Below are 22,545 nucleotides of genomic sequence, written 5' to 3' on the forward strand. Positions count from 1 at the left end.
CAACGTCCATGCAGCCGGCAAGGACTTGGCTGCGTGTTTCCTTTGGGGGGAAACGTAGCATGTTGAGCCCTGCTCATCATCAGCAGGCCCGAACTCGGGCCGCCGGCGCGTGGAGTCGGCTCGGACATGTCCGGATCGGCACGATCTTGCCGATCATCATCTCTGCCCTGGTCTTGCTGGGGTTGGCCTCGGCCGGATTCATCGCCTATGAGGCCGTCCTCAAGCGGCGAGAGTCCGAGGCTTTCCTGAAGGTCAATGCAGTTGCCCAACTGCTGCTGCGCAGCGCAGGACATTGGGCGATTGAACGCGGGCTGACCAACGCCGTGCTGAAGTCTCCTGATGTCGTCAGCGCCGAGCGCCGCGCCGAAATCGCAAAGGCGCGCGCGACGGCCGACGAGGCCTTTCGCCAAGCCATCCTCGATATCAGCGCGATTCCCGAAATGACGGCGGGGCAAAGACAGATTGCGGACGCCGCGGCGAAATTCGAGGCGCTGCGTCTCTTGCGTGAGAAGGCCGATGCGGGAATGTCGCGCCCGCGCGTCCAACGCGAGCCTGACCTCGTAGATGGCTTCGTGCTAACAATTACGGAGGTGATCGACGTCGCGAGCAACCGCTTGCGGCTGACGCTCGAAACGCTCACCAGCCCGCCCGTGGCAAGGCTGGCGCAGCTCATCGGCTTGCGACATCTGACAGCTCAGATGGCCGAGAACGCCGGAAGGGAGCGGGCCCTGCTGGCCGGTGTCGTCGGTGCGCGCGCGAAGCTCGGGACGGAGGGCTATGAGCGCCTTTCGGCGCTGCGGGCCAAGGTCGAACTCGCATGGGACACGGTATTGCCGGTGCGGCTGCGCTCGGACCTCGCCCTGCAGATCGGCGAGGCGATGACGGAGGTCGAGAAATCCTATTTTGGCGCCTACGGTGAAACGCGGGCGCTTGTGCTCGCCGGTGGCGAAGCCGGGGACTACAAGATCACGGGACCCGAGTACTTCACGCGGGCCACTGCCGGCATCAATGCGGTGCTGAAGCTCGGTGAAGCCATTGGCGCGGCCGCTGACCGCGAAGCCACGATGCAGGCAGACGTCAGCACCCGTAATTTCGCTTTCACGGTCGTGTTGCTCTGCGCCTCGGTGATGCTCGCTGGCCTCAGTTTCTGGATCACCTTCGGCCGGATTCTCAACCCGCTTTCAGCCATTTCGGTTGCGATGGGTGGGCTCGCCAAGGGCGACTTCACGACGGTCGTGCCAGGTACCCGCCGAGGTGACGAGGTCGGCGAGATGGCGCGGACCGTTGAAGTCTTCAAGCAAAACGGCCTCGAAGTCGAACGCATGCGCGGCGATCACGCTGCGGCCGAGAAGCGGGCAGCCGAGCAGCGCAAGCTGGAGATGCGGAAGCTGGCCGACGGCTTCGAAGCCGCGATCGGGGAGATCGTCGATACCGTGTCCTCGGCAGCGACCGAGCTCGAAGCCTCGGCGTCGACGCTCACATCGACCGCGGAGCGTGGGCAGCAGCTCACGACCATGGTTGCTGCAGCCTCCGAGGAGGCGTCCACCAACGTGCAGGCGGTGGCGTCGGCGACCGAGGAGCTGTCGTCCTCTATCACCGAGATCAGCAGGCAGGTGCAGGAATCGGCCCGCGTGGCCAACGAAGCTGTCGGCCAGGCGCGTGTCACCACCGAGCGTGTCAGCGAATTGTCCAGGGCGGCGACGCGGATCGGCGACGTGGTCGAGCTGATCAACACCATCGCAGGTCAGACCAATCTCCTGGCGCTCAACGCGACCATCGAGGCCGCGCGCGCCGGCGAAGCCGGTCGCGGCTTTGCGGTCGTCGCCGCCGAGGTCAAGGCACTCGCCGAACAGACCGCGAAGGCCACCGGCGAGATCGGGCAGCAGATCGCCAGCATCCAGACCGCGACCGAGCATTCGGTCGGCGCAATCAAGGACATCAGCGGCACTATCGAGAAGCTCTCGGAGATTTCCTCCACCATCGCGGCTGCCGTGGAAGAGCAGGGTGCGGCGACACAGGAAATCTCCCGCAACGTGCAGCATGCGGCGGAAGGCACCCACCAGGTCTCGGCCAACATCACCGATGTGCAGCGCGGGGCGGGCGAGACCGGCTCGGCGTCATCGCAGGTGCTGGCGGCGGCTCAGTCGCTGTCGGGCGACAGCAATCGCCTCAAGCTCGAGGTCGGCAATTTCCTCGACACCGTGCGCGCGGCGTGACGGGCGCATGTCCTGAGAGAGCTGCAACCGCCGCGCGTAGAAGCGGGGCGTTTGCGCGCGTGCATATTGCGACGCCGCGAGGAAGATCGCGCAGGGTTAACCTTCCGGAAAACCGATGCAGTCATGATCTCCGCAATATTCCGGGTGCCGAGTCGCCCTCCTTGCATTGCGTATCGATCGTATTGGAGCACATCCCATGAGTGGCCCTTCCATTCGCCTCACCCACAAGGTCATGGCGATCGGACTGTTCGGATTGTTGGGTCTCGTGGCCTTTGGCGCGATCTATGAGATCGGCAGTCTCTCCCAGGACACCTCCCGCAACGTTGCCAACCGCGCTCGTGCGATTGCCGACCTCGACAAGCAGCTCTCGATCGAGATGCTGGAGGCGCGCCGCAACGAGAAGAACTTCCAGCAGCGCCGCAAGGAGAGCTACGCCAAGGCACACGCGGAGTTGATCGGGCCGATCAACCGCGATTTCGAGGAGGTCGAGCGGCTGATGGCGGCCGGCGGCATGAGCGCGCTGTCCGACCGGATGAAGCAGGCCCAGGACGACTTCAAGCGATACGCCTCGGACTTCGGCAAATTGGTGGCCGCGGAGACCCGGCTCGGCCTGAACGAGACGCTGGGCCTGTCCGGCTCGCTCCGCGCCGCGGTGCACGACATCGAGGCCAAGCTCAAGGAGATCGACGATCCCAGGTCCACGAGCTGGATGCTGATGATGCGCCGGCACGAGAAGGACTTCATGCTGCGGCGCGACCAAAAATACACCGTCGAGATGAAGAAGGCCGCAGCCGAATTCTCCAAGGCGATCGAGGTCGTCGCAGTCCCTACGGCCGTGATGAACGACATCACAGCCAAGCTGCAGAAATACCAGTCCGAGTTCGCGGCCTGGGTGGAGACCGCGCAGCAAACTGCTGCCCTCGACGCCAGCATGATGAAAACCTTCCGTGGGTTAGAACCAGGCATGATCGAGGTGCGCAACACAGTCGAAGACCTCTACAGGAAGGCCGAAACTGCAGAGGCTGCGACCCGCGATTCCGTGCGTCTGTGGATGGCCGTCGCCTTCGGCGTCACGGTCGTCGTGCTCGCCGCGGTCGGCTTCCTTCTGGGGCGTTCGATCTCGAAGGCGCTTGCCGGCATGGTCGGGGCGATGACGCGGCTTGCGCGTGGCGAGCTCTCGATTTCCGTTCCCGGCATCGGGCGCAGGGACGAGATCGGCGAGATGGCCGGTGCCGTCGAGGTGTTCAGGACCAATATGGCAGAGGCCGAGCGGCTGCGCACCGAGCAGATCGAAGCCGATGCGCGCGGGCGCCAGCAGCGCAAGGCCGACATGCATCGGCTCGCCGATAATTTCGAAGGCGCGGTCGGCGAGATCATCGATACTGTTTCGTCGGCTGCAACCGAGCTCGAGGCGTCCTCGAACACGCTGACGCAAGCCGCCGAGCGCGGCAACGGGCTTGCCACCGTCGTGGCCGCCGCCTCCGAAGAGGCCTCCGCGAACGTGCAGTCGGTGTCTTCCGCGAGCGAGGAAATGACCTCCTCGATCTCCGAGATCAGCCGTCAGGTGCAGGAATCGGCGCGTGTTGCCGATGTCGCGGTCGAGCAGGCCCAGCGTACCAATGCGCGCGTCGCCGAGCTGACCAAGGCCGCCTCCCGCATTGGCGATGTGGTCGAGCTGATCAACACCATCGCCAGCCAGACCAATTTGCTGGCGCTCAACGCCACGATCGAGGCGGCGCGAGCGGGCGAGGCCGGCAAGGGTTTTGCCGTGGTCGCGACCGAAGTGAAGGCGCTCGCCGAGCAGACTGCGAAAGCGACCGGAGAGATCAGCCAGCACATCGGTGCGATCCAGACCGCAACGCAAGACTCGGTTGGGGCGATCAAGGAGATCGGCGACACCATCGCGCGGATGTCGGAGATCTCGTCGACCATCGCCGCCGCGGTCGAGGAGCAGGGCGCTGCCACACAGGAGATCTCCCGCAACATCCAGCACGCCGCGAATGGCACCTCGGAAGTCTCGGCGAATATCGGCCACGTCCAGCGCGGCGCAGGCGAAACGGGGGCTGCCTCGGCGCAGGTGCATTCGGCAGCGCAATCGCTGTCGCAGGAGAGCAACCGGCTGAAGAGCGAGGTCGCGCGCTTCCTGGAATCGGTACGGGCGGCGTGACAGCCGCCGCGTCGGTCGCATGCTGCGGCGCAAGCGGGCAGGCTGCGCGTGGCAGCATGAGGTGGCTGTGAGCTGCAACAGATGGTTGCAGGAGAAATAGCGTCTGTCGGAAGTGTCCCGTAATTTTACGTAGGTCCCTGTTAACGCCTGCTTGCGACTATGTGTGCAATCTCTCGGGATAAGAACCAGCCAGCATTGTTGAACTGACCTCCGTCTCGTCATCTTCATGGCGATTTGCGGCGCAGGTGATTTGCGCTTTGCCAGGTAACATCGGGATTTGTCGTGATGTCGAAATTGTCCATCGTCTTCAAGCTTCTGGCCGTGCTGTCGGTCCTCGTCCTTTCGCTCGCCGGTGTCGGCGTGACGGCGATCGGCACCATGCAGAACATCAATTCCCATACGGTCGAGATTGCGGAGAGCTGGCTGCCCAGCGTGCGCGCGCTCGGCTCGCTTCGGGCCGACATCAACGAGCTGCGCGTCGCGCTCCGTCTGCATCTGATGCAGGACAGCGTTGAGGGCAAGGACGCCGCCGAAAAGCGCTTGGCTTCGCTGCGCGCGCGCATCGACCAGACCCGCAAGGTCTACGAGCCGCTGATCACCTCCGCCGAGGAGCGCTCGCTCTATGGGCAATGGAGCACGGCGTGGGCCGAGTATCTGAACGGCGTGCAGGACGTGATGGCGTTGTCGCGCAAGGGCGTTGGCCGTTTCCCGGCCGACGCCAACGAGCTGCTGCAGACCAAGGTCGCGAAGATGGCCCAGGCCGCCGACCCGCTGCTCCAGAAGGGCATCGAGATGAACAACCGCGGCGCCGAGTTGGAGACCAAGCAGGCCGCCGACAGCTACGCCATGATCTTCCGCGTGCTGGTCGGCATCATCGTGCTCTCGGTCGTGATCGCGATCGGCGCGGCCTATTATCTCGTGCGCGACGTTTCTCGTGGCATTGCCTCGATCATCCGCCCGATGCAGTCGCTCGGGGAGGGCGACCTTTCGGCCGAGGTGCCGCATCGCGGCGAGAAGACCGAGATCGGCTCGATGGCGGATGCGCTGCAGATCTTCAAAGAGGCGCTGATCGCCAAGAAGGCGGCCGACGAGGCCGCTGCGCGCGACGCCGAAGCCAAGATCGAACGCGGCCGCCGTGTCGACGCCATCACCCGCAAATTCGAAGCCATGATCGGCGAGGTCGTCGGGACCGTGTCCTCGGCCTCGACCGAGCTCGAGGCCTCCGCCTCGACGCTGACCAACACCGCGCAGCGCGGACAGGAACTCGCGACCGTCGTTGCAGCCGCCTCCGAGGAAGCCTCGACCAACGTCCAGGCGGTGGCATCCGCTTCGGAGGAGCTGTCGTCCTCCATCACCGAGATCAGCCGCCGCGTGCAGGATTCGGCGCGGATGGCGGCGGAGGCCGTCGAGCAGGCGGCGCGGACCAACGACCGCGTCAACGCGCTGTCGCAGGCGGCGTCCCGCATCGGCGACGTCGTCGAACTCATCAACACCATCGCGGGCCAGACCAATCTGCTGGCGCTGAACGCGACCATCGAGGCCGCGCGTGCGGGCGAAGCGGGCCGCGGATTCGCGGTCGTCGCCTCCGAGGTCAAGGCGCTGGCGGAGCAGACCGCGAAAGCGACCGGTGAGATCGGGGCGCAGGTGTCCGGCATCCAGGCGGCGACGCAGGAATCGGTCAGTGCCATCCAGGAGATCGGCGGCACCATCGAGCGGCTGTCCGAGGTGGCTGCGGCCATCGCCGCCGCCGTCGAGGAGCAGGGCGCGGCGACGCAGGAAATTTCGCGCAACGTGCAGCAGGCCTCGGTCGGCACGCAGGAGGTCTCGTCGAACATCACCAACGTGCAGCGCGGTGCGATCGAGACCGGTGAGGCTTCGACCGAGGTGCTGTCGGCGGCGAAATCGCTGGCGACCGACAGCACCCGGCTCAAGGTCGAGGTCGCGCAGTTCCTGGAATCGGTTCGCGCGGCGTGACCCTCAAATGCTCGTCTGCGGAGCCGGCGGCGGTGCGACCTGCCGCCGGAACAGGATGCGCTGGTAGAGCCAGCCGATCGCGACCAGCACGATGCCGAGGCACATGAATGACAGCGCGCGGTAGACGCCCGTCAGCGTCGACATGTCGATGACGAAAGCCTTCAGGATCGTCAGCGCGATCACGACGGCCGACGCCAACCGCGCCCGCTCGGAATTGACGAGAATGCCGACGCCGAGCAGCACCACGCCGAAGCCGAGCCAGCCGATCGAATAGGTGTATTGCTCGGCGCCCGTGGTCGCCCCGGCGGAGAGAATCGGGCCGTGATAGAAGCGGCGGATCTCCAGCGTGACATAGGTCAGCGCGAACAAGAGCGCGCCGCCCGCAATCGTGTTGGCGTAGGCCTTGCCGCGCTCGCCAGCCACGGCATAGGACAGCAGCAGCAGCAGCACCGCCGGCAGCGCGTAGCCGAGCAGCAGCAGGTTGAACACGGCGCCGCCGATGTCGGTGCGCCACAGCAGCGGGTTCTCCAGGATCAAGAGGCCGAACACGCTGATGAGCCCGCCGATTGCCGTGAGCACGACCGCGCCGACATTGTGCACGACGCTGCGGCTGCGCAGCCTCAGGCGCTCGAGCCCAATCGCCATGGCGAGCATGACGCAGACCTGCAGCGCGCATTCGAGCAGCGACGGTGTATCCGTCATGTTACCGCCGGTCGCAAAATGGCGGATCTCCATGAAGGCGAGCAGCGCGGTGAACAGGATCGCGGCGCTCTCGACCATGCGCAGCGGCGCGTCGTCGGCGCGGCGGCGCAGGAACAGGCTCGCCGCCCAGAACGATGCCGCCGGCAGGCCGTAGCCCCATAACAGCCAGTTGAAAATCGGCGTGGTGCCAACGGCGTCGCCGACGATGCGCGGATCATAGCCGATCCGAGCGGTGACGAGGCCTGCGAAGATCGCGGCCAGCCAGCGCAGGAACGGGATCGGCCGCTGCATCGAGATCCAGGCGGTGCCGAGCGACATCAGCGCCAGTGCGATCGTGAGCCAGCCCTTCTCCAGGGCAAATGTCAGCGCCAGCGCCAGCGCACCGAGCGTGCCGGTCGCGAACAAGGCCGTGGAGATCATGGCGCCCGGCCGGGTCTCGCGGCGCGCAAGCGCTTCGGTCGCAGCGCCAAAGGCGGCGGCGAGCAGCACCGCGAGGATGGCGAACGGAATCGAGCGGTCGAGATGCGCGATGCGTGCGTAGAGCGCGACCAGGATCGCGATCGGCGTCGCGACACCCGCGACCGACCACACCACCGGAATGATCGCCGAGTTCGAACGGCCCTGCGCGAGGAAGCCCGCGACGCCGAAGCCGGCGGCGAAGATCGCCGCCATCACCAGATGCAGCGTCACCGCGCTATCGATCGCCGTCGGTGCGATGCCGGCGATGGGGCCGCCCGGCAGCACCAGCATGTCGGGATTGGCGCGCACCGCCCATTCGGCGAACACGACGAAGACGGTCGCGGCGGCTGCGCCGAGCGCGCCGGTGGCCGCCGGCGCGCCCCAGGCGACGAGCAGCGTCGCGCCGACGAGCACCGCGAAGGCGATCAGCGCCAGGTCCGCATGCGCGCTCGACAGCACGATCAGCATCGCGCCGAACAGATAGGCACCGAGCGAGCCCGACGAGACCGGCTCGATCTCACCGTCCTCGACCGTCGGGCCGAACATGAAGCCGCAGACGACGAGAAGAGCGGCAAGAACGAAGCCTGCGATCACATGGAAAGCGTGCGGCGCAACCTGCAAGTCGCCGGTATCGAGCCCCGGAAAGATCCAGAGCACGGCGAAGGCGATCGTGGTGACCGCAAGCCAGCGCCACAGCCGGATCCGGGCGAGGCCGAAGCTCGCGGCGGTGACGATGGCGAGATAGATGTATAGCGCCCAATAGTCCGGCTTGCCGCTGGAGACGAGGAGCGGCGTCACGAACGCGCCGACCACACCGAGGCCCGCGAGCGCGGGCCCGTGCAAGAGAGCCGCAGCCAGCGTGCCGAGCGCGACGAGGCCGAGCAGCACGAAGGCGGTCGCGGGGACGAGGAAGCCATAGAGCGCGTAAGCCGCGTAGATGGTCGCAAATGCCACCGCCGTACCGGCCGCGGTGAGGATCGCGGGAATGTTGGCGATCGGCAGCGCGGCGATGTTGGAGATGCTCTCCTTACGGCGTGACCATTCGCCGGCGCCCAGCAGCGCCAGCGCGAATACGCCGCCAAGAAACACGCGCACGCCGGGGCCGACGAGGCCGGCCTCGATCGAATAACGCACCATGAAGAAGCCGCCGAGCGCGAGCGCAAGGCCGCCGATCCACACCACCCAGCGCGTGCCGAGCCGTTCCTCGAAGCCGGGCGCGGGTGCGGGCAGAGGCGGCGGCGCGTCGGCCTCGGTGCTCGCTGCGAGCGGAGGCGGTGAAACATCCTCCGTGACGAGCGGGGGTGGCGCCTCGGCTCGCGCCTCGGCTCGCGCTTCGGCTTGGGGCACAAGCGGCGGCGGCGCTGCGGAAGTCGTCGCGGACGCTTCAGCCCACACATCTGCCGGGATCCGCGGCGGCTGCACGGGCCGTTGCGCGTGGAACGTCGCTTCGAGCGAACTCAGCCGTCGTCGCAGCTCAGCCGCCTGGCTGAAGGCCTTGATCGCGATGATGAAAGCGATGACCGCAATGATCAGCGCGAAGACGTCAAACGGGCCGTCAGACATAAAGCCTCCAGGCAATCGGCGGGCAGGGGCCGATCACACATATCTCGGGTTAGCGCCGGGAGCGTACGCGCAAGCCCGGCGCGGGCCGCTCCTGGAGCACGTCGCGACGGAAGCGGTAGAGCGCCGCCGGACGTCCGCCCGTCTGTGTCGACATCACCCCGGTCGGTTCGACCAGGGCTTCCATTTCGACCAGGCGGCGGAAATTTTGTTTGTGCAGGTGTCGGCCGGAGATCGCCTCCACCGTATACTGCAATTCGGTAAGTGTGAACTCGGCGGGCAAAAGTTCAAAGACCACAGGACGATACTTCAGTTTTGCACGCAGTCGCGCGATCGCTGTCGCAAGAATCCGGCGGTGGTCGAAGCGCATGGATGTGCCGAGCGCGGACGGTGCCTTGCGCGCTAATGCCGCAGGACGGCCGTCGCGCCGCGCTTCCTCGACCAGCCCGGCCTCGTACAGGAGCTCGTAGCGGTCGAGCACGCGCTCCTCGTCCCAGGCCGCCCCGTCGAGACCGAAATAGAACCGCACCCGATCCTTGCGCGGCAATGCGCGCGTCGTCTCCGGCGTCTCCTCGTCGGCCCACTCGGTCAATGCCGGGATGATGTCGTCCGCGATGATCGCGGGCGGCCCCTCGCGCCGGTCCTCCCAAGGCAGGAAGCGATACCATGGCGCGAAGCTCGCACGCGTGGCTGCGAGGTCGCCGCCGATGGCGCGCGTCAGTGCGAGATAGCCGATCGACACCATGTGCGCGCCGGTGTCGCCGGCCTCGGCATGCCGGCCGCGATCGCCGAACGTGTAGAGCTGTTCGACATAGCCGAGCCGCAGGCCCGTCTGTTCCTCGACCCAGGCCCGCAGGCCGATCTCGAAGGTGCGATGGCTCGGCGCATCGAACGGGCCGAACGGCAGGCCGGCCAGCCCGTCACTGTCGCGCGCGGTGAGGATCAGCGGCTCATGATTCTCGATCGCGACGATCGCGGCAGTCAGGCCGATCTCGATCGGCGTCAGCAGCTTTTCGCTCATGCGATGGCGATCGCGTGAGTGATGGGATAGGAATGCCAATTGATTGGGCCGGTCTCGCCGCGGAGTCGCTGTAACCTCTCCCGCTTGCGGGAGAGGTCGGCGCGCAGCGCCTGGTGAGGGCTTTCTCCTCGAGGGGATTGTCCCGATGCGGAGATACCCTCTCCCCACCCCTCTCCCGCAAGCGGGAGAGGGAGCGCACCCGTGCTGTGGTGCGCAACGATCATTCGAGCTCGATCACGAAGGGGCGACCCTCGACCATCATCGCGCCCGGTCCCATCTCGTCCAGTGCGCGCAGCATGCGGCCGTTGCGCCCCAGCGCACGGTCGGCAAGCCCGACGATGCGGCGGTTCGGCGAGGCGATCGGGGAAGCCGCCCGGATCTTCTTCGCGATCTCGGTCTCGTCGCGATTCGGATTGAGTGCGCACACGGCGGCAAAGGCACTCGCGGTGGAGCGGCTGATGCCCGCATAGCAATGCACCACCAGCGGCGCGTCGCGGTCCCAGCCGCGCACGAAGTTCAGCACCTGCTCGATATGCGTTTCCGACGACGCGACGAAGCCGTCCATCTCCTCGGTGATGTCGTCCATCGACACCTTGAGATGGTTGGCCGGCAGCACCGACACCGGCCGGGCCACCTGCTCGACATTGGCCATCACAGTCAGCACGTGGCTGGCCTTGGTGAGGCGGACGGTTTCGGGAAGGGCGGCGAGGGAACAGACGTGGATCATGGCGGACCTTTTTCCGCAGATTATAGCGAGCGTTGGCCGTGGGGGCAAAGCGAAGCGCACCCACCACTTTCGTCTCATTTGCGAAGAAGGGGTGGGCACGGCGCAAGGGCGCCTTTACCCGCCCTGCAGGACTCTAACCCACGACAACGATCACGCAAACACTGCGCCAAACCGCTCCAGAAACTGCTTCTCAGCCCGGGCAGCCGTCCAGGGGGTGAGATAGTCGCGCCGGACGTTGTCGGAGAGGCCGGGATCCTTGCCGAACAGGCGCCTGGCCTCGCTCTCGCTGAAGCCGGCGAGCGTCGTCGCCTCCAGATAGGCCGCGCCGCGATCGGCGGCCTTGATCGCCAGCGTAATCTCCTCCGGCAGTACCGGCGGCAGGCCAAAGCGGATGTGGATGGCGCCGAGCAGGCGTTTCTCGACCGCCTTGTAATGACCGTCGAGCACGGCCTTGAATGGCGAGATCATGTCGCCGATCACATATTCGGGCGCGTCATGCAGCAGCGCGGCAAGCCGCATGCGCAGATCCACGCGGGGGTTCTCGTGCCGCATCACGGTTTCGACCAGCAGCGTATGCTGCGCGACCGAGAAGATGTGTGCGCCGATGGTCTGGCCGTTCCAGCGGGCGACACGCGCCAGCCCATGCGCGACGTCGGCGATCTCGATGTCGAGCGGGGAGGGATCGAGCAAATCGAGCCGCCGGCCCGACAGCATGCGCTGCCAGGCGCGGGACGCCACATCGCGTGACGACTTCCTGGCCGTCATTTGGACTTGAGGCGCGGCTTGCGCTGCGTCTTGCCGCAGCTCGCGTGACAATGGCAGTCGACGAGATGATCGTTGACCATGCCGGTCGCCTCCATGAAGGCATAGACGATGGTCGGGCCGACGAACTTGAAGCCGCGCGAGGACAGCTCCTTGGAGATCTGCATGGAGAGCGGCGTCGAGGCCGGCACGCTCGCGGTGGTCTTGAACTGATTGACCTTGGGCCTTCCGTCCATGAAGTCCCACAGCAATTTCGAGAAGCCGGGGCCCTTCTCCATGATATCGAGATAGGATTTCGCGCTCGATATCGCGCCGTCGATCTTGGCCTTGTTGCGCACGATACCGGCATCGTTCATCAGCGCGTGAACTTTCTTCTCGTTGTAGCGTGCGATCTTTTCCGGCTGGAAATCGTCGAAGGCTTTGCGAAAATTGTCGCGCTTGCGCAGGATCGTGATCCAGGACAGGCCGGCCTGGAAACCGTCGAGGATCAGCTTCTCGTAGAGCGCGCGGTCGTCATATTCCGGCACGCCCCATTCGGTGTCGTGATAGGCGACGTAAAGCGGATCTTCGCCGGGCCAGGGGCACCGCGTCTTTCCGTCGGCATGCAGGCGAGGGGCGCGGCTCATGCGATGGGCTGCTTGGCTGGAATGCGGACGACGTCAGGTTCCGCCAGCCTCACAGCGAGGCCACCGGCAGTCAACGCCTGTCCCGCATCGAGCGCATCGGCGACGCGATCGATGCGCACCAGCGCGATACCCTTGCCCTGCGCCGACGAGCCCATCGTGCCGACCGGCTTGTCGCCGGCCATGACGCTGACGCCGGGCTCCGGCGAGGAGTCCTCGAGCAGCACCTTGACGCTACGGGTGCGCGCAGTGCCGCGATGCTGCATGCGCGAGACGACCTCCTGGCCGACATAGCAGCCCTTGTCGAAATCGACGCCGGAAAGGCGGTCCATGTTGGTCTCGTGCGGGAACGCATCGCTGTACGTGAAATCGAGCCCGCCGCGCGGCACGCCGAGCGCGATGCGGTGGGCCTCGTATGCGGCGGCGTCGACGAGCTCGGCGCCGATCAGATCGGACAGCTTCTGTTTGAGGTCTTCAGGGATCAGGATGCGATAGCCGAGGCCTTCATTGCGTGGATCGGCGAAGGCGAGATCGGGCTGGGCCGCGGGCTTGCCGTCCCAGGCCGCGAGCACGCCGAGATCCTCGGACAGGTTTTCCACCGTGACCTTGGCCCGCAGCTTGTAGAATTTCAGCTTGGTGGCGAGGCCGTCGGCAAGCGGCTTCGGGCAATCGATCAGGAACCCGCCGCCATGACCGGCAGGCGCTTCCGTGATCAGAAAATCCACGATGATCTTGCCCTGCGGCGTCAGCAGCGCGCCGAATCGGCCGAGGCCCGGCTTCAGCTTGTCGACATCGGTCGTGACGAGGCCATTGAGGAAGTTGCGCGCATCCTCGCCCGCGACCTTGATCACGCCCCGGTCCGGAAGAAACGCTGATTTCATACGAAAATCTCTTGCGACATGTTGCTCCGGAACGTAAGCCCGCAAGGCAAAAACGACAAGACCTCAAGCCCTGCGCTTGGGGACGAGAGAGGCCTTCAGCCATGACCCAGCGTTTCGACGTGATCCTCAAGGGCGGCACTGTCGTCAACCAGGACGGCGAGGGAGCCCGCGATATCGGCGTCGTCAACGGCCGCATTGCCGAGATCGGCGCGCTGTCGCAGGCTTCCGCCGCGGAGGTGATCGACTGCAAGGGCCTGCACATCCTGCCCGGCGTGATGGATACGCAGGTGCATTTCCGCGAGCCCGGGCTGGAGCAGAAGGAAGACCTCGAGACCGGCTCGCGCAGCGCCGTGATGGGCGGCGTCACCGCCGTGTTCGAGATGCCGAACACCTCGCCATTGACCGTGACCGAGGCCACCTTCACCGACAAGGTGAAGCGCGCTCATCACCGCATGCATTGCGACTTCGCCTTCTTCATCGGCGGCACCCGCGAGAATGTGCAGGACCTGCCGGTGCTGGAGCGTGCGCCGGGCTGCGCCGGCGTCAAGGTGTTCATCGGCTCCTCGACCGGCGCGCTCTTGGTGGAGGATGACGAAAGCCTGCGCCGTATCTTCCAGGTGATCCGCCGCCGCGCCGCATTCCACGCCGAGGACGAATATCGCCTCAACGACCGGAAATCGCTGCGTATCGAGGGCGACACGCGCTCGCACCCGGTGTGGCGCGACGAGACTGCGGCGCTGATGGCGACGCAGCGGCTGGTGAAGCTCGCGCACGAGACGGGCAAGCGCATCCATGTGCTGCATATCTCGACCAAGGAAGAGATCGAATTTTTGCGCGACCACAAGGACGTCGCCTCCTGCGAGGCGACGCCGCATCATCTCACGCTGGTTGCGCCTGAATGCTACGAGCGGCTCGGCACACTGGCGCAGATGAACCCGCCGGTGCGCGGCGCCGATCACCGCGCCGGGATCTGGCGCGGCATCGAGCAGGGCATCATCGACGTGCTCGGCTCGGACCACGCCCCGCATACGCTTGAAGAGAAACAGAAGACCTATCCGGCCTCGCCCTCCGGCATGACCGGCGTGCAGACGCTGGTGCCGCTCATGCTCGACCACGTCAATGCGGGGCGGTTGTCGCTGGCGCGTTTCGTCGATCTCACCAGCGCCGGCCCCGCGCGCCTCTACAACATGGCCTGCAAGGGCCGCATCGCCGCCGGTTACGACGCCGACTTCACCGTCGTCGATCTCAAGCGCAGCGAGACCATCACCAACAAATGGGTCGCGTCCAAGGCCGGCTGGACCCCCTATGACGGGTTGCGCGTCACCGGCTGGCCCGTAGGCACCTTCATCCGCGGCCGCCGCGTGATGTGGCAGGGCGAGCTCGTGACGGCCTCGCAAGGTGAGCCGGTGCGGTTTCTGGAGACGTTGAAGGCGTAGGGATTGCAGGTAACACAAACGTCCCGCACACCCGGTGTCGTCCTGGCGAAAGCCAGGACCCATTCCCCCGGCTGCATTTCGTTGCGAAGATGGGTGGCTACGCTTGTGCGCCACAACTTGATCCTGTGGCAATGGGTCCTGGCTTTCGCCAGGACGACGCTGAGGGAGGAGTGAATGATCCAACCGACACCCCTCATCACCACCGAGCAACTCGCAGCCCAGCTCGGCGATCCCAACCTGCGCCTCTACGACTGCACGACCTACAACGAGCCGGTGCCACCAGGCAGCGATGTGCCCTATCGCGCGGTGCCCGGCGACAAGACGTTCGAGGCGGGCCACATCCCGGGCGCTGATTTTCTCGACCTGCAAGGCGAGTTCTCCGACGCCGCCGCGCAGCAGTTCTTCATGATGCCTGATGTGGCCCAGTTGGAGGCCGCCTTCGGCCGCCACGGCCTCGATGCATCCAAGTCCGTCGTGCTCTACAGCATCGGCACCATGATGTGGTCGACGCGGTTCTGGTGGATGCTGCGCTCGCTCGGCGTCGATGCGCGCGTGCTCGATGGCGGCCTCGACAAATGGAAGGACGAGGGGCGCCCGATCGTAACAGGCGCGCCGAAGGGTTATCCCGCCACGACCTTCAAGGCCACGTCGCGCGCAGGTTTCTTCGTCGACAAGAATGCAGTGAAGGCGCGGCTCGGCGATCCCGCGACTGTTATCGTCAACGCGCTCGGTCCGCAGTTTCATCGCGGCCTCGAGCCGAGCCGCTACGGGCGGCCCGGCCGTGTTCCCGGCAGCGTGAACGTTCCCGCGGCAACGCTCACTAATTCCGACAAGACGCTGACGACGCTCGCCGATGCCGAAGCCAAATTCGCCGCGGCAGGCGTCACCCGCGACAAGAATGTGATCTGCTATTGCGGTGGCGGCATCTCGGCGACGATCGACCTGCTGCTGCTGACGCAGCTCGGTTACGACAAGCTGACGCTATACGATGCCTCGATGGGCGAGTGGGCGAGGGATCCGGCGCTGTCGATCGAGACGGATTAGGCCTCCGGGGGAGGCCAGAAAGTTGGGAACCTTTCCCTTGGGGCGGCATCCAATGTCCGGACGAAGCCAAACGAGCAGGTGACCGCCATGCCACGGACCGCAGCCGGCCTATCCGCCGGCGCCAAAACATCGGAAATCCGGACCCTGGAAGCCGAACTGGTCGAGCGGGCGCGGGGCCGTGACGAGGCCGCGTTACGCGAGATCATGCAGGCCAACAACCGCAGGCTCTATCGTCTGGCGCGCGGAATTCTGCGCAGCGACAGCGAAGCCGAGGATGTCGTTCAGGAAACCTATGTCCGCGCCTTCACCCATCTCGACGGCTTCCGCGGCGAGTCCGGGCTGTCGACCTGGCTGTCGCGCATCGCCATCAACGAGGCGCTTGGCCGGGCGCGAAGCGCCAGGCCGCATGTCGAGCTCGGCTCGGTGCCCGAAGCGATGCTCGAGGCGCAGATCATCAAATTTCCCGTTTCTTCCGCAGGCGATCCGGAAAGGACCATGGCCCAACGTGAAATCCAGCGCGTCGTCGAGCGCGCCATCGATGAGTTGCCGCATGTCTTCCGCATGGTCTTCGTCGCACGCGTCATGGAAGGCATGAACATCGAGGAGACCGCCGAGCTGCTCGGCGTCAAGCCCGAGACCGTGAAGACGCGGCTGCACCGTGCGCGGACCATGCTGCGCGAGAACGTCGAGAAGGAGATTGGTCCGGTGGTGATGGATGCGTTCCCGTTCGCCGGGTGGCGCTGCGAGCGGCTGACCGTGTCAGTGCTGAAGCGGCTCGGCATCGGCGGCTGAAGTTTTTTCGGGAACGTTCGCGCCAGAGTCCCATCCAACGCCTGTGAAGCAACGCGCCGGCAAAGCGTCCGGCACCACAGGAGTGTCAAACCATGTTCGTTCGTTGGAGCGCGGCGATCGCCGCTGCAATTTTGTTGTCGAGCCCCGCGCTGCTGCAAGACGCCAGAGCAGCCGACAAGCCGACCGATCCGCAGATCGCCCATATCGCCTACACCGCGGGCGTGATCGATATCAACGCAGCCAAGCAGGCGCAGAAGAAGGCCAGGAACAAGGACGTGAAGGCGTTTGCCGAGGACATGCTGCGCGACCACGAGGCCGTCAACAAGCAGGCGCTCGCGCTGGTCAAGAAGCTGAACGTCACGCCTGAAGACAACGACACCAGCAAGGCGCTGTCGAAGCAGGCGAGCGATAAGCTCGCCGAACTCGACAAGCTGAGCGGTGCGGCGTTCGACAAGGCCTATGTCGCGAACGAGGTCGCCTACCACAAGACGGTCAACGGCGCGCTGGAAACCCAGCTCATTCCGTCCGCCAGCAATGCCGAACTGAAGAGCCTGCTGCAGACCGGCCTGAAAATCTTTCAGGGCCATCAGCAGCACGCCGAGCACGTCGCGGCGGAGCTGAAATAGGGAGGCGATGATGCCGGGACGATTGTCCGCGATCGCGACAGCGGTCCTGCTCGTGGCGTTGGCCGTCCCGGCGCACGCTGCGACCATAGAGATCACGATGGAGAATCTCGAAGTGTCGCCGAAAGACGCTTCGGCGAAGGTCGGCGACACCATTGAATGGATCAACAAGGACGTCTTCGCCCACACTGCGACGGCCAGGAACGGCGATTTCGACGTCAACCTGCCGGCGAAAAAATCGGGGACGTTGGTTTTGAAGAAGGCGGGCACGATCGATTATTACTGCCGCTTTCATCCCAACATGAAAGCGACGCTCAAGATCGAGCCTTAGCGGGCTGGGGGCGCATCCTCGTTTGCAGCGGAAACTGGCCCCGCCTGCGTGACGGGGTCATTTTCGGCAAGGCTTACTGCCTGGAGGAAGACTTACTGTCTGGAGATATCGATCGAGAATTCGCCGTTGCGGATTCGGCCGGGAAAGCCTTCGACGAACTTCGCCACCGCGTCCTCGCCATAGGTGCCGACGAGCTCGGCAAGGGCCGCGAACAGGCTCGCCTGCGCCAGGCAGTCGCCGTCGACGCCATCATGGCGTGCTTCGGCCCAGGCCTCGTTGAGATAGCTCAGTGCGGCCTGTTTCTGCTCGTGATCGGGCAGCGGCGCGCGTGCGGGGGCGTAGGACACTGGATGGCTCATGAAACTCGTCAGGGCTGGGGCGCAATCCACGGCGATGCGCTGTGCGAGAGGTGTAGCACGCGGGTTAACGCCCGCTAGGCCACATCTTTAGGAACGGTTAACGGCTGTGTACAAAGTCCATGACAGGGTTCCCGCCGCTGTCATTCCGGGGCGCGCGAAGCGCGAGCCCGGAATCCATCTGGTCGCAGAGACGGTGGAAGAATGGATTCCGGGCTCGCGACTTTGTCGCGCCCCGGAATGACGAATGGAGAGTTCAGTTCGCGTAACGCGCCGTGAGATCGCGCGAGATCTTCGCGCCTTCCTCGATGTAGCGGCGGATCGCCACCGTCGCGGCCGGCGTGCAGCTCCGGTAGGTCTGCTGGAAACCGTTATAGCCGCGGTTGAAGCCGGCGATCATGCGGGTGCGGCGTTCGCCGGCGGGGGTTTCGGCATCGATCAGCGCCTGCATCTCGCTGCGCCATTTGTTGCCCTCGTTGGACCCGCAGATGCCGCGCAGATAGTGCAGCCCGCCGAGGATCTCCGCCAGCCGCTGCAAATCGCCGTCAAACGGCGCTGCCCCGTCCTGAGCCCTCGTGGGCACCGAGGCGCAGGCGAGAATCAGGGCAAAAATGGCCAGAAATCGCGTCGACATCGGCCGGGTGTATGCCTCCTCGGGGCCGTGGACGCAAGGCGGGGCCGTCAGGGGCCGATCAGCCCGCGGGCGGACTGGATGACCTCTTCCAGCCCGCCGGTCAGCTTGAGGTCGCCAAGGCTCGCCAGGGCCTGCGGGGCGATCCAGCGGTAGTCGTCGAGCTCGTCGTTGAGAACCGGCTCCCGGGCCACCCAGCGGGCGGCAAAGGACATGATCAAATAGTGGCCGGCGCCGGCCGCGGCCGGCAGCACTTCGCGCCAGCCCGCGAGCCCAATGATGTCGATATCGAGCCCGGTCTCCTCGTCGATCTCGCGCGCCAGCGCCTGGTGCAGCGATTCGCCGAATTCGACCCGGCCGCCCGGCAGCGAATAGAACCCCTTTGCTGGCGAGCGTGCGCGACGGGTCAGAAGCACCTTGCCGTCTCGAAAAATCGCGGCACTGACGGCGATCTGGGGACGGGAGGGCTGAACGATCGCAGCCATGACTTCACCTGCTCGGGCCTAGTTCGCCATGATGGTGTCGATGTCGGCTTCCGCGCCGCCATTGATGATGCCGCCGCAGGCCGCGATCAGCGGCTTGACCCACTGGGCGGCCTGCTCGGCGAGGCGAACGCGGGTCGTGTCCTTCTCGACCTCGCGCATGGCCGAGCCGACCGCCGTCAGGATCGAGGTCATGGTGTCGGTGAGGTGGTCGAACTGGGCGCGCACGTTCGGGTCGGCCTTTTCATAGGCCTCGATCGCCAGATCCCGGGCCTTGAAATTCGAGGCGGTGAAATGCTCGGCATAGGACAGCGGCGACCAGGTCAGAAAATCTTCCGCGCATTCCGGCATGTCCGGCACCATTTCCAGCAGCATCACGGCTTCATTGAAATGGTTGAGATAGTCGGTGGCAAGCCCGGTCCGCGGGTTGATGTTGGCCACGCGCAGCCGCTCGGCCCAGGCCGCGGCCTCGGGCGCCGTCTGTCCATGCATTCGCGCCGGCTGGGAGACCGTTGAGCTCATCTGCCGCAGTGTTAACGTTCGGGGTTAAAAGGACCTGAACGGACCCTATATAGGCCCTCGAGGATGTGTGGACGCTTCGTCATAACTTCGGCCCCCGCGGCTTTGCGGCAACTGTTCGGCTACATCGAGCAGCCGAACTTCCCGCCCCGGTTCAATGTGGCCCCGACACAACCGATTCCGGTCGTGCTGGCCGAGAACGGCGCGCGCCATTTTCGCCTGATGCGCTGGGGCCTGTTGCCGGGCTGGGTGAAGGATCCCAAGGGATTTACGCTCCTGATTAATGCGCGTTCCGAGACGGTGCTGGAGAAGCCCGCCTTCAAACGCGCGATTCGCCGGCGGCGCGGCCTGATTCCTGCCGACGGCTACTACGAATGGAAGACGGAGGATGGCCGCAAGCAGCCCTTCTTCATTCATCGCGCCGACGGCGCGCCGCTCGGCTTTGCCGCATTGTTCGAGACCTGGGTCGGGCCGAACGGCGAGGAACTCGACACGGTCGCGATCGTCACGGCGGCCGCAGGCGAGGATCTCGCCACGCTGCATGATCGCGTGCCCGTCACCATCAGTCCGCGCGATTTCGAGCGCTGGCTCGACAGCCGCAGCGATGACGTCGATGCCGTGTTGCCGCTGATGACCGCGCCACCAATCGGCGAATTCACCTGGCACCCGGTCTCCACCCGCGTCAACCGCGTCGTCAACGACGACGACCAGTTGCTCCTGCCGATCAGCGCGGAAGAGATGGAGGCGGAGGCGCCGAGGAAGAAGGTGGTGCGGAAAGCGGCGGCCGGGTCGGCCGATGACGGGCAGGGGTCGTTGTTTTAGGCGGCTTCGCCCCTACACAATCTCCCTCGCCCTCAGCCCCGCGATCTCCGCCGCGTCAAATCCCAGTTCGCCCAGCACCGCGTCCGTATCCGCCCCCAGCTCCGGCGCCATGCGGTCCAGCCTGCCGCCGCCATGCGCGAGCTTGAATCCGCTGCCGGCGAAACGAAGGCGGCCGTAGGGGGTATCGAGTTCCTGGATTGCGCCGCGCGCCTTGATCTGCGGATGGTCGATCACTTCCTCGACCTTCCAGATGCTGGCGCAGGGCGCGCCGGCATCTTCCAGAATAGTCTCCCATTCGCGCGCCGGCCTGGCCGCGAGTGCCTGTTCGATGATGGTGCGCAGCGCCGGCTCGTTCTCGTTGCGCGCAAACCAGTCGGCAAAGCGCGGATCGCTGAGCGTGTCCTCACGGCCGAGCGCCGACATCAGCGCGCGATATTGCTTCTCGTTGTTGACGGCGAGCAGGATGTGACCGTCGCCGCATCTAAACAAATTCGCCGTGGTCCTGCGGCTGACGGCTTGGTTGCCTGACAGCTGCTGGCGATGGCCGGCAACCGACCAGTCCGCGATCTGCCCCGACAGAAACGCCATCGTCGCCTCCAGCATGGAGACGTCGATGAGCTGGCCCTTGCCGGTGCGATCGCGCTGGTATAGCGCGCTCGACACGCCGAACGCAGCCGTGGCGCCCGACAGCACGTCACACACGGCAAAGCCGGCGCGGGTCGGTCCGGTTTCGGGATGACCCGTGATCGCCATGATGCCGGACAGCGCCTGCATCTTGCCGTCATAGCCGGGGCGCAGCCGGTCCGGACCGGTCTGGCCGAAGCCTGATACCGCGCAGTAGATCAGCTTCGGATTGATCGCGGACAGCGCCTCATAGCCGATGCCGAGCTTGTCCATCACGCCGGGGCGGAAATTCTCCATGACCACGTCGACCTCTGCGGCGAGCTTCTTCACGATCGCGATCGCATCCGGCTTTTGCAGATCGAGCGTCAGGCTGCGCTTGTTGCCGTTGATGGCCTGGAACGCCGGCGCGAGGCCGCGCTCGGCCCATTCGCGCGAGAGCGGCGTGCGGCGCATGTCCTCGCCCTCGCGCCGCTCGACCTTGATGACGTCGGCGCCCAGCAGCGCGAGCTGGTAGCTCGCATAGGGGCCGGCCAGCACTTGCGTGAAGTCCAGGATCTTCACGCCCTCGAACGGTCGCGTCACGTCGCTCTCCCTTTTTGTTGTGGTTGTCGGAGGACGTCAGGCGGCGCGATTGCCGCGCGCGATCTCCTTCTGCTTGTCGAATTCGGCACGGCGGCGCGCCAGCTCTTCGGCTGAGAGCTGCGCGACGTTGTTGTAGTCGAGCTTCCAGGAGGCGTCCTCGCTCCAGCGCAGCGGCGACTGCATCGTGGTCTGCGGACCGCTCGCGGTCTCCAGCAGTCTGAGCGCCAGCTCGAGCGTCTCCGCCTGCGAGGCGATGTCGTGCGGCTTGCCGGCGGAGTTGCCGAGCGGGAAATCCGAGAACAGGAAGCGCGGCACGGCGGCGTGCTCGATGATGTCCTTGGCGCAGCCCATGATTACGGTCGGAATGCCGTTCGCCTCGAGATGCCGCGCCACCAGCGCCGTGGTCTGGTGGCAGACCGGGCAGTTCGGCACCAGCACGGCGACATCGACCTTGTCGGCAAGGCAGCGCGCCAGAATCTCCGGTGCATCGGTGTCGAGGGTGACGCGATGGCTGCGGTTGGTCGGCGCGCCGAAGAAGCGCGGGGCCACCTCGCCGATGCGCTCCGCAGCGCTCGCCTTCAACAGCTGCGGCAGCGGAAACCAGGTGCCGTTGTCGGTGGCCGTGGTGTGCTTGCGGTCGTAGCCGATATGCGAGATGCGAAGGTCGTGCTGCTTCGCCGTGTCGCCGTCATAGACCTGGTAGAATTTGGCGCCGCCATTATACGCCGCGCCCGGTCCCTGGTCGCCCTTGGTGGGATCGTAAGGCGCGGCCGTCGTGATGATGGTGACGCGTGATTGCGCCAGCGGCTTCTTCAGCGGCTGGAACGGCGCCTCGGTGTAGTGGGCCCAGCGATACGCCGTGGTGTAGCCAATCGCGGCGTAATAGTCCCGCGTGCGCTGCATATAGGGAATGGGGGCGTCATAGTCGGGCGCAAAGCCGAATTCGTCGTCGCGCGAAGCGGACATGGGGCGCGTCTCCTGGTTCTTGTTGGCGACAGACTAGAGATAGTCGGGGGTGAGCTCAACGGGGGGCCGGGGCGATGCAGGTCAGAATTGCAGCGCTGATAGAGCGAGTCCGCTTTTTCCCCTCTCCCCTTGCGGGAGAGGGTGGCTCGCCGCGCAGCGGCGAGACGGGTGAGGGGTACCTCTCCCCAAGGCAAAGGGCGACGGGGGACGGGACCCCCCAAACGCCCCGGGCCCCCCCAAAAACA

General features: G+C 65.7%; 21 protein-coding genes. 9 read left to right on the forward strand and 12 right to left on the reverse strand.

Translation table 11 applies throughout. From position 1 onward, the window contains the following. Positions 1-59 precede the first annotated feature (59 nt). The 3 genes from AC0L2J_RS01820 (at position 60) to AC0L2J_RS01830 (ending at position 6,357) form a co-directional block, all read left to right on the forward strand. Positions 60-2,216 carry a methyl-accepting chemotaxis protein gene (locus AC0L2J_RS01820; protein ID WP_473386819.1) on the forward strand — a complete coding sequence of 719 codons (2,157 nt, stop codon included), beginning with the start codon at positions 60-62 and terminating at the stop codon, positions 2,214-2,216. 196 nt (positions 2,217-2,412) lie between these two features. Then, positions 2,413-4,383, forward strand: a complete 1,971-nt coding sequence (locus AC0L2J_RS01825; protein ID WP_007607197.1) for a methyl-accepting chemotaxis protein — start codon at positions 2,413-2,415, stop codon at positions 4,381-4,383. 285 nt (positions 4,384-4,668) lie between these two features. Next, positions 4,669-6,357 carry a methyl-accepting chemotaxis protein gene (locus tag AC0L2J_RS01830; protein ID WP_473386822.1) on the forward strand — a complete coding sequence of 563 codons (1,689 nt, stop codon included), beginning with the start codon at positions 4,669-4,671 and terminating at the stop codon, positions 6,355-6,357. Between the two features lie 3 nt (positions 6,358-6,360). Here AC0L2J_RS01830 and AC0L2J_RS01835 read toward each other — a convergent pair whose 3' ends face one another. From AC0L2J_RS01835 to ygfZ, 6 genes are all read right to left on the reverse strand, one after another. Further along, positions 6,361-9,081, reverse strand: a complete 2,721-nt coding sequence (locus AC0L2J_RS01835; protein ID WP_473386825.1) for a DUF2339 domain-containing protein — start codon at positions 9,079-9,081, stop codon at positions 6,361-6,363. Positions 9,082-9,130: 49 nt separating this feature from the next. Beyond that, complete coding sequence (locus tag AC0L2J_RS01840) at positions 9,131-10,099, reverse strand: NUDIX hydrolase (protein WP_473386829.1); 969 nt, start codon at positions 10,097-10,099, stop codon at positions 9,131-9,133. A 220-nt stretch (positions 10,100-10,319) separates the two neighbouring features. Then, entirely contained in the window at positions 10,320-10,826 is a 507-nt protein-coding gene (locus AC0L2J_RS01845; RefSeq protein WP_473386831.1) for a tyrosine phosphatase family protein, read from the reverse strand. 150 nt (positions 10,827-10,976) lie between these two features. After that, on the reverse strand, positions 10,977-11,591 hold the full coding sequence (locus AC0L2J_RS01850) for a YfbR-like 5'-deoxynucleotidase (protein WP_473386833.1): 615 nt from the start codon (positions 11,589-11,591) through the stop codon (positions 10,977-10,979). Further along, positions 11,588-12,214, reverse strand: coding sequence for a DNA-3-methyladenine glycosylase I (locus AC0L2J_RS01855; protein WP_063993449.1), 627 nt, complete (start codon positions 12,212-12,214; stop codon positions 11,588-11,590). Before AC0L2J_RS01855 ends, AC0L2J_RS01850 begins: the two co-directional genes overlap by 4 nt. Beyond that, a complete protein-coding gene (gene ygfZ, locus AC0L2J_RS01860) occupies positions 12,211-13,092 on the reverse strand; it encodes a CAF17-like 4Fe-4S cluster assembly/insertion protein YgfZ (RefSeq protein ID WP_473386837.1) in 882 nt (293 codons plus the stop codon). Before ygfZ ends, AC0L2J_RS01855 begins: the two co-directional genes overlap by 4 nt. 101 nt (positions 13,093-13,193) lie before the next feature. Between ygfZ and AC0L2J_RS01865 the strand changes: the two genes are divergently transcribed. The 5 genes from AC0L2J_RS01865 (at position 13,194) to AC0L2J_RS01885 (ending at position 17,318) form a co-directional block, all read left to right on the forward strand. Further along, complete coding sequence (locus AC0L2J_RS01865; RefSeq protein WP_473386839.1) at positions 13,194-14,528, forward strand: dihydroorotase; 1,335 nt, start codon at positions 13,194-13,196, stop codon at positions 14,526-14,528. Between the two features lie 174 nt (positions 14,529-14,702). Beyond that, on the forward strand, positions 14,703-15,572 hold the full coding sequence (locus AC0L2J_RS01870) for a sulfurtransferase (protein WP_473386841.1): 870 nt from the start codon (positions 14,703-14,705) through the stop codon (positions 15,570-15,572). An 87-nt stretch (positions 15,573-15,659) separates the two neighbouring features. Beyond that, positions 15,660-16,364, forward strand: a complete 705-nt coding sequence (locus AC0L2J_RS01875) for an RNA polymerase sigma factor (RefSeq protein WP_007607217.1) — start codon at positions 15,660-15,662, stop codon at positions 16,362-16,364. Positions 16,365-16,456: 92 nt separating this feature from the next. Then, a complete protein-coding gene (locus tag AC0L2J_RS01880) occupies positions 16,457-16,990 on the forward strand; it encodes a DUF4142 domain-containing protein (RefSeq protein WP_473249409.1) in 534 nt (177 codons plus the stop codon). 10 nt (positions 16,991-17,000) lie between these two features. Beyond that, on the forward strand, positions 17,001-17,318 hold the full coding sequence (locus AC0L2J_RS01885; RefSeq protein WP_007607219.1) for a cupredoxin domain-containing protein: 318 nt from the start codon (positions 17,001-17,003) through the stop codon (positions 17,316-17,318). Between the two features lie 92 nt (positions 17,319-17,410). On the opposite strand, the gene AC0L2J_RS01890 is transcribed toward AC0L2J_RS01885, so the two are convergent. The 4 genes from AC0L2J_RS01890 to AC0L2J_RS01905 form a co-directional block, all read right to left on the reverse strand. Beyond that, positions 17,411-17,677, reverse strand: a complete 267-nt coding sequence (locus AC0L2J_RS01890; RefSeq protein ID WP_275171645.1) for a hypothetical protein — start codon at positions 17,675-17,677, stop codon at positions 17,411-17,413. A gap of 253 nt (positions 17,678-17,930) precedes the next feature. After that, the gene (locus AC0L2J_RS01895) at positions 17,931-18,308 is read right to left on the reverse strand and encodes a TIGR02301 family protein (protein WP_007607220.1); all 378 of its coding nucleotides are present in this window, start codon (positions 18,306-18,308) and stop codon (positions 17,931-17,933) included. A 47-nt stretch (positions 18,309-18,355) separates the two neighbouring features. Continuing rightward, a complete protein-coding gene (locus tag AC0L2J_RS01900; RefSeq protein WP_473386846.1) occupies positions 18,356-18,790 on the reverse strand; it encodes an NUDIX hydrolase in 435 nt (144 codons plus the stop codon). Between the two features lie 18 nt (positions 18,791-18,808). Beyond that, complete coding sequence (locus AC0L2J_RS01905) at positions 18,809-19,309, reverse strand: hypothetical protein (protein WP_007607223.1); 501 nt, start codon at positions 19,307-19,309, stop codon at positions 18,809-18,811. Positions 19,310-19,372: 63 nt separating this feature from the next. On the opposite strand from AC0L2J_RS01905, the gene AC0L2J_RS01910 reads away from it, so the two are divergent. Further along, positions 19,373-20,128, forward strand: a complete 756-nt coding sequence (locus tag AC0L2J_RS01910; RefSeq protein ID WP_473386849.1) for an SOS response-associated peptidase — start codon at positions 19,373-19,375, stop codon at positions 20,126-20,128. Positions 20,129-20,140: 12 nt separating this feature from the next. Here the strand turns inward: AC0L2J_RS01910 and AC0L2J_RS01915 are convergent, their stop codons facing one another. After that, on the reverse strand, positions 20,141-21,334 hold the full coding sequence (locus AC0L2J_RS01915) for a CaiB/BaiF CoA transferase family protein (RefSeq protein ID WP_473386851.1): 1,194 nt from the start codon (positions 21,332-21,334) through the stop codon (positions 20,141-20,143). Positions 21,335-21,370: 36 nt separating this feature from the next. Then, the gene (locus AC0L2J_RS01920) at positions 21,371-22,300 is read right to left on the reverse strand and encodes a glycine reductase (RefSeq protein WP_473386852.1); all 930 of its coding nucleotides are present in this window, start codon (positions 22,298-22,300) and stop codon (positions 21,371-21,373) included. Positions 22,301-22,545 lie beyond the last annotated feature (245 nt).

The organism is Bradyrhizobium sp. MV1.5, assembly GCF_055807615.1.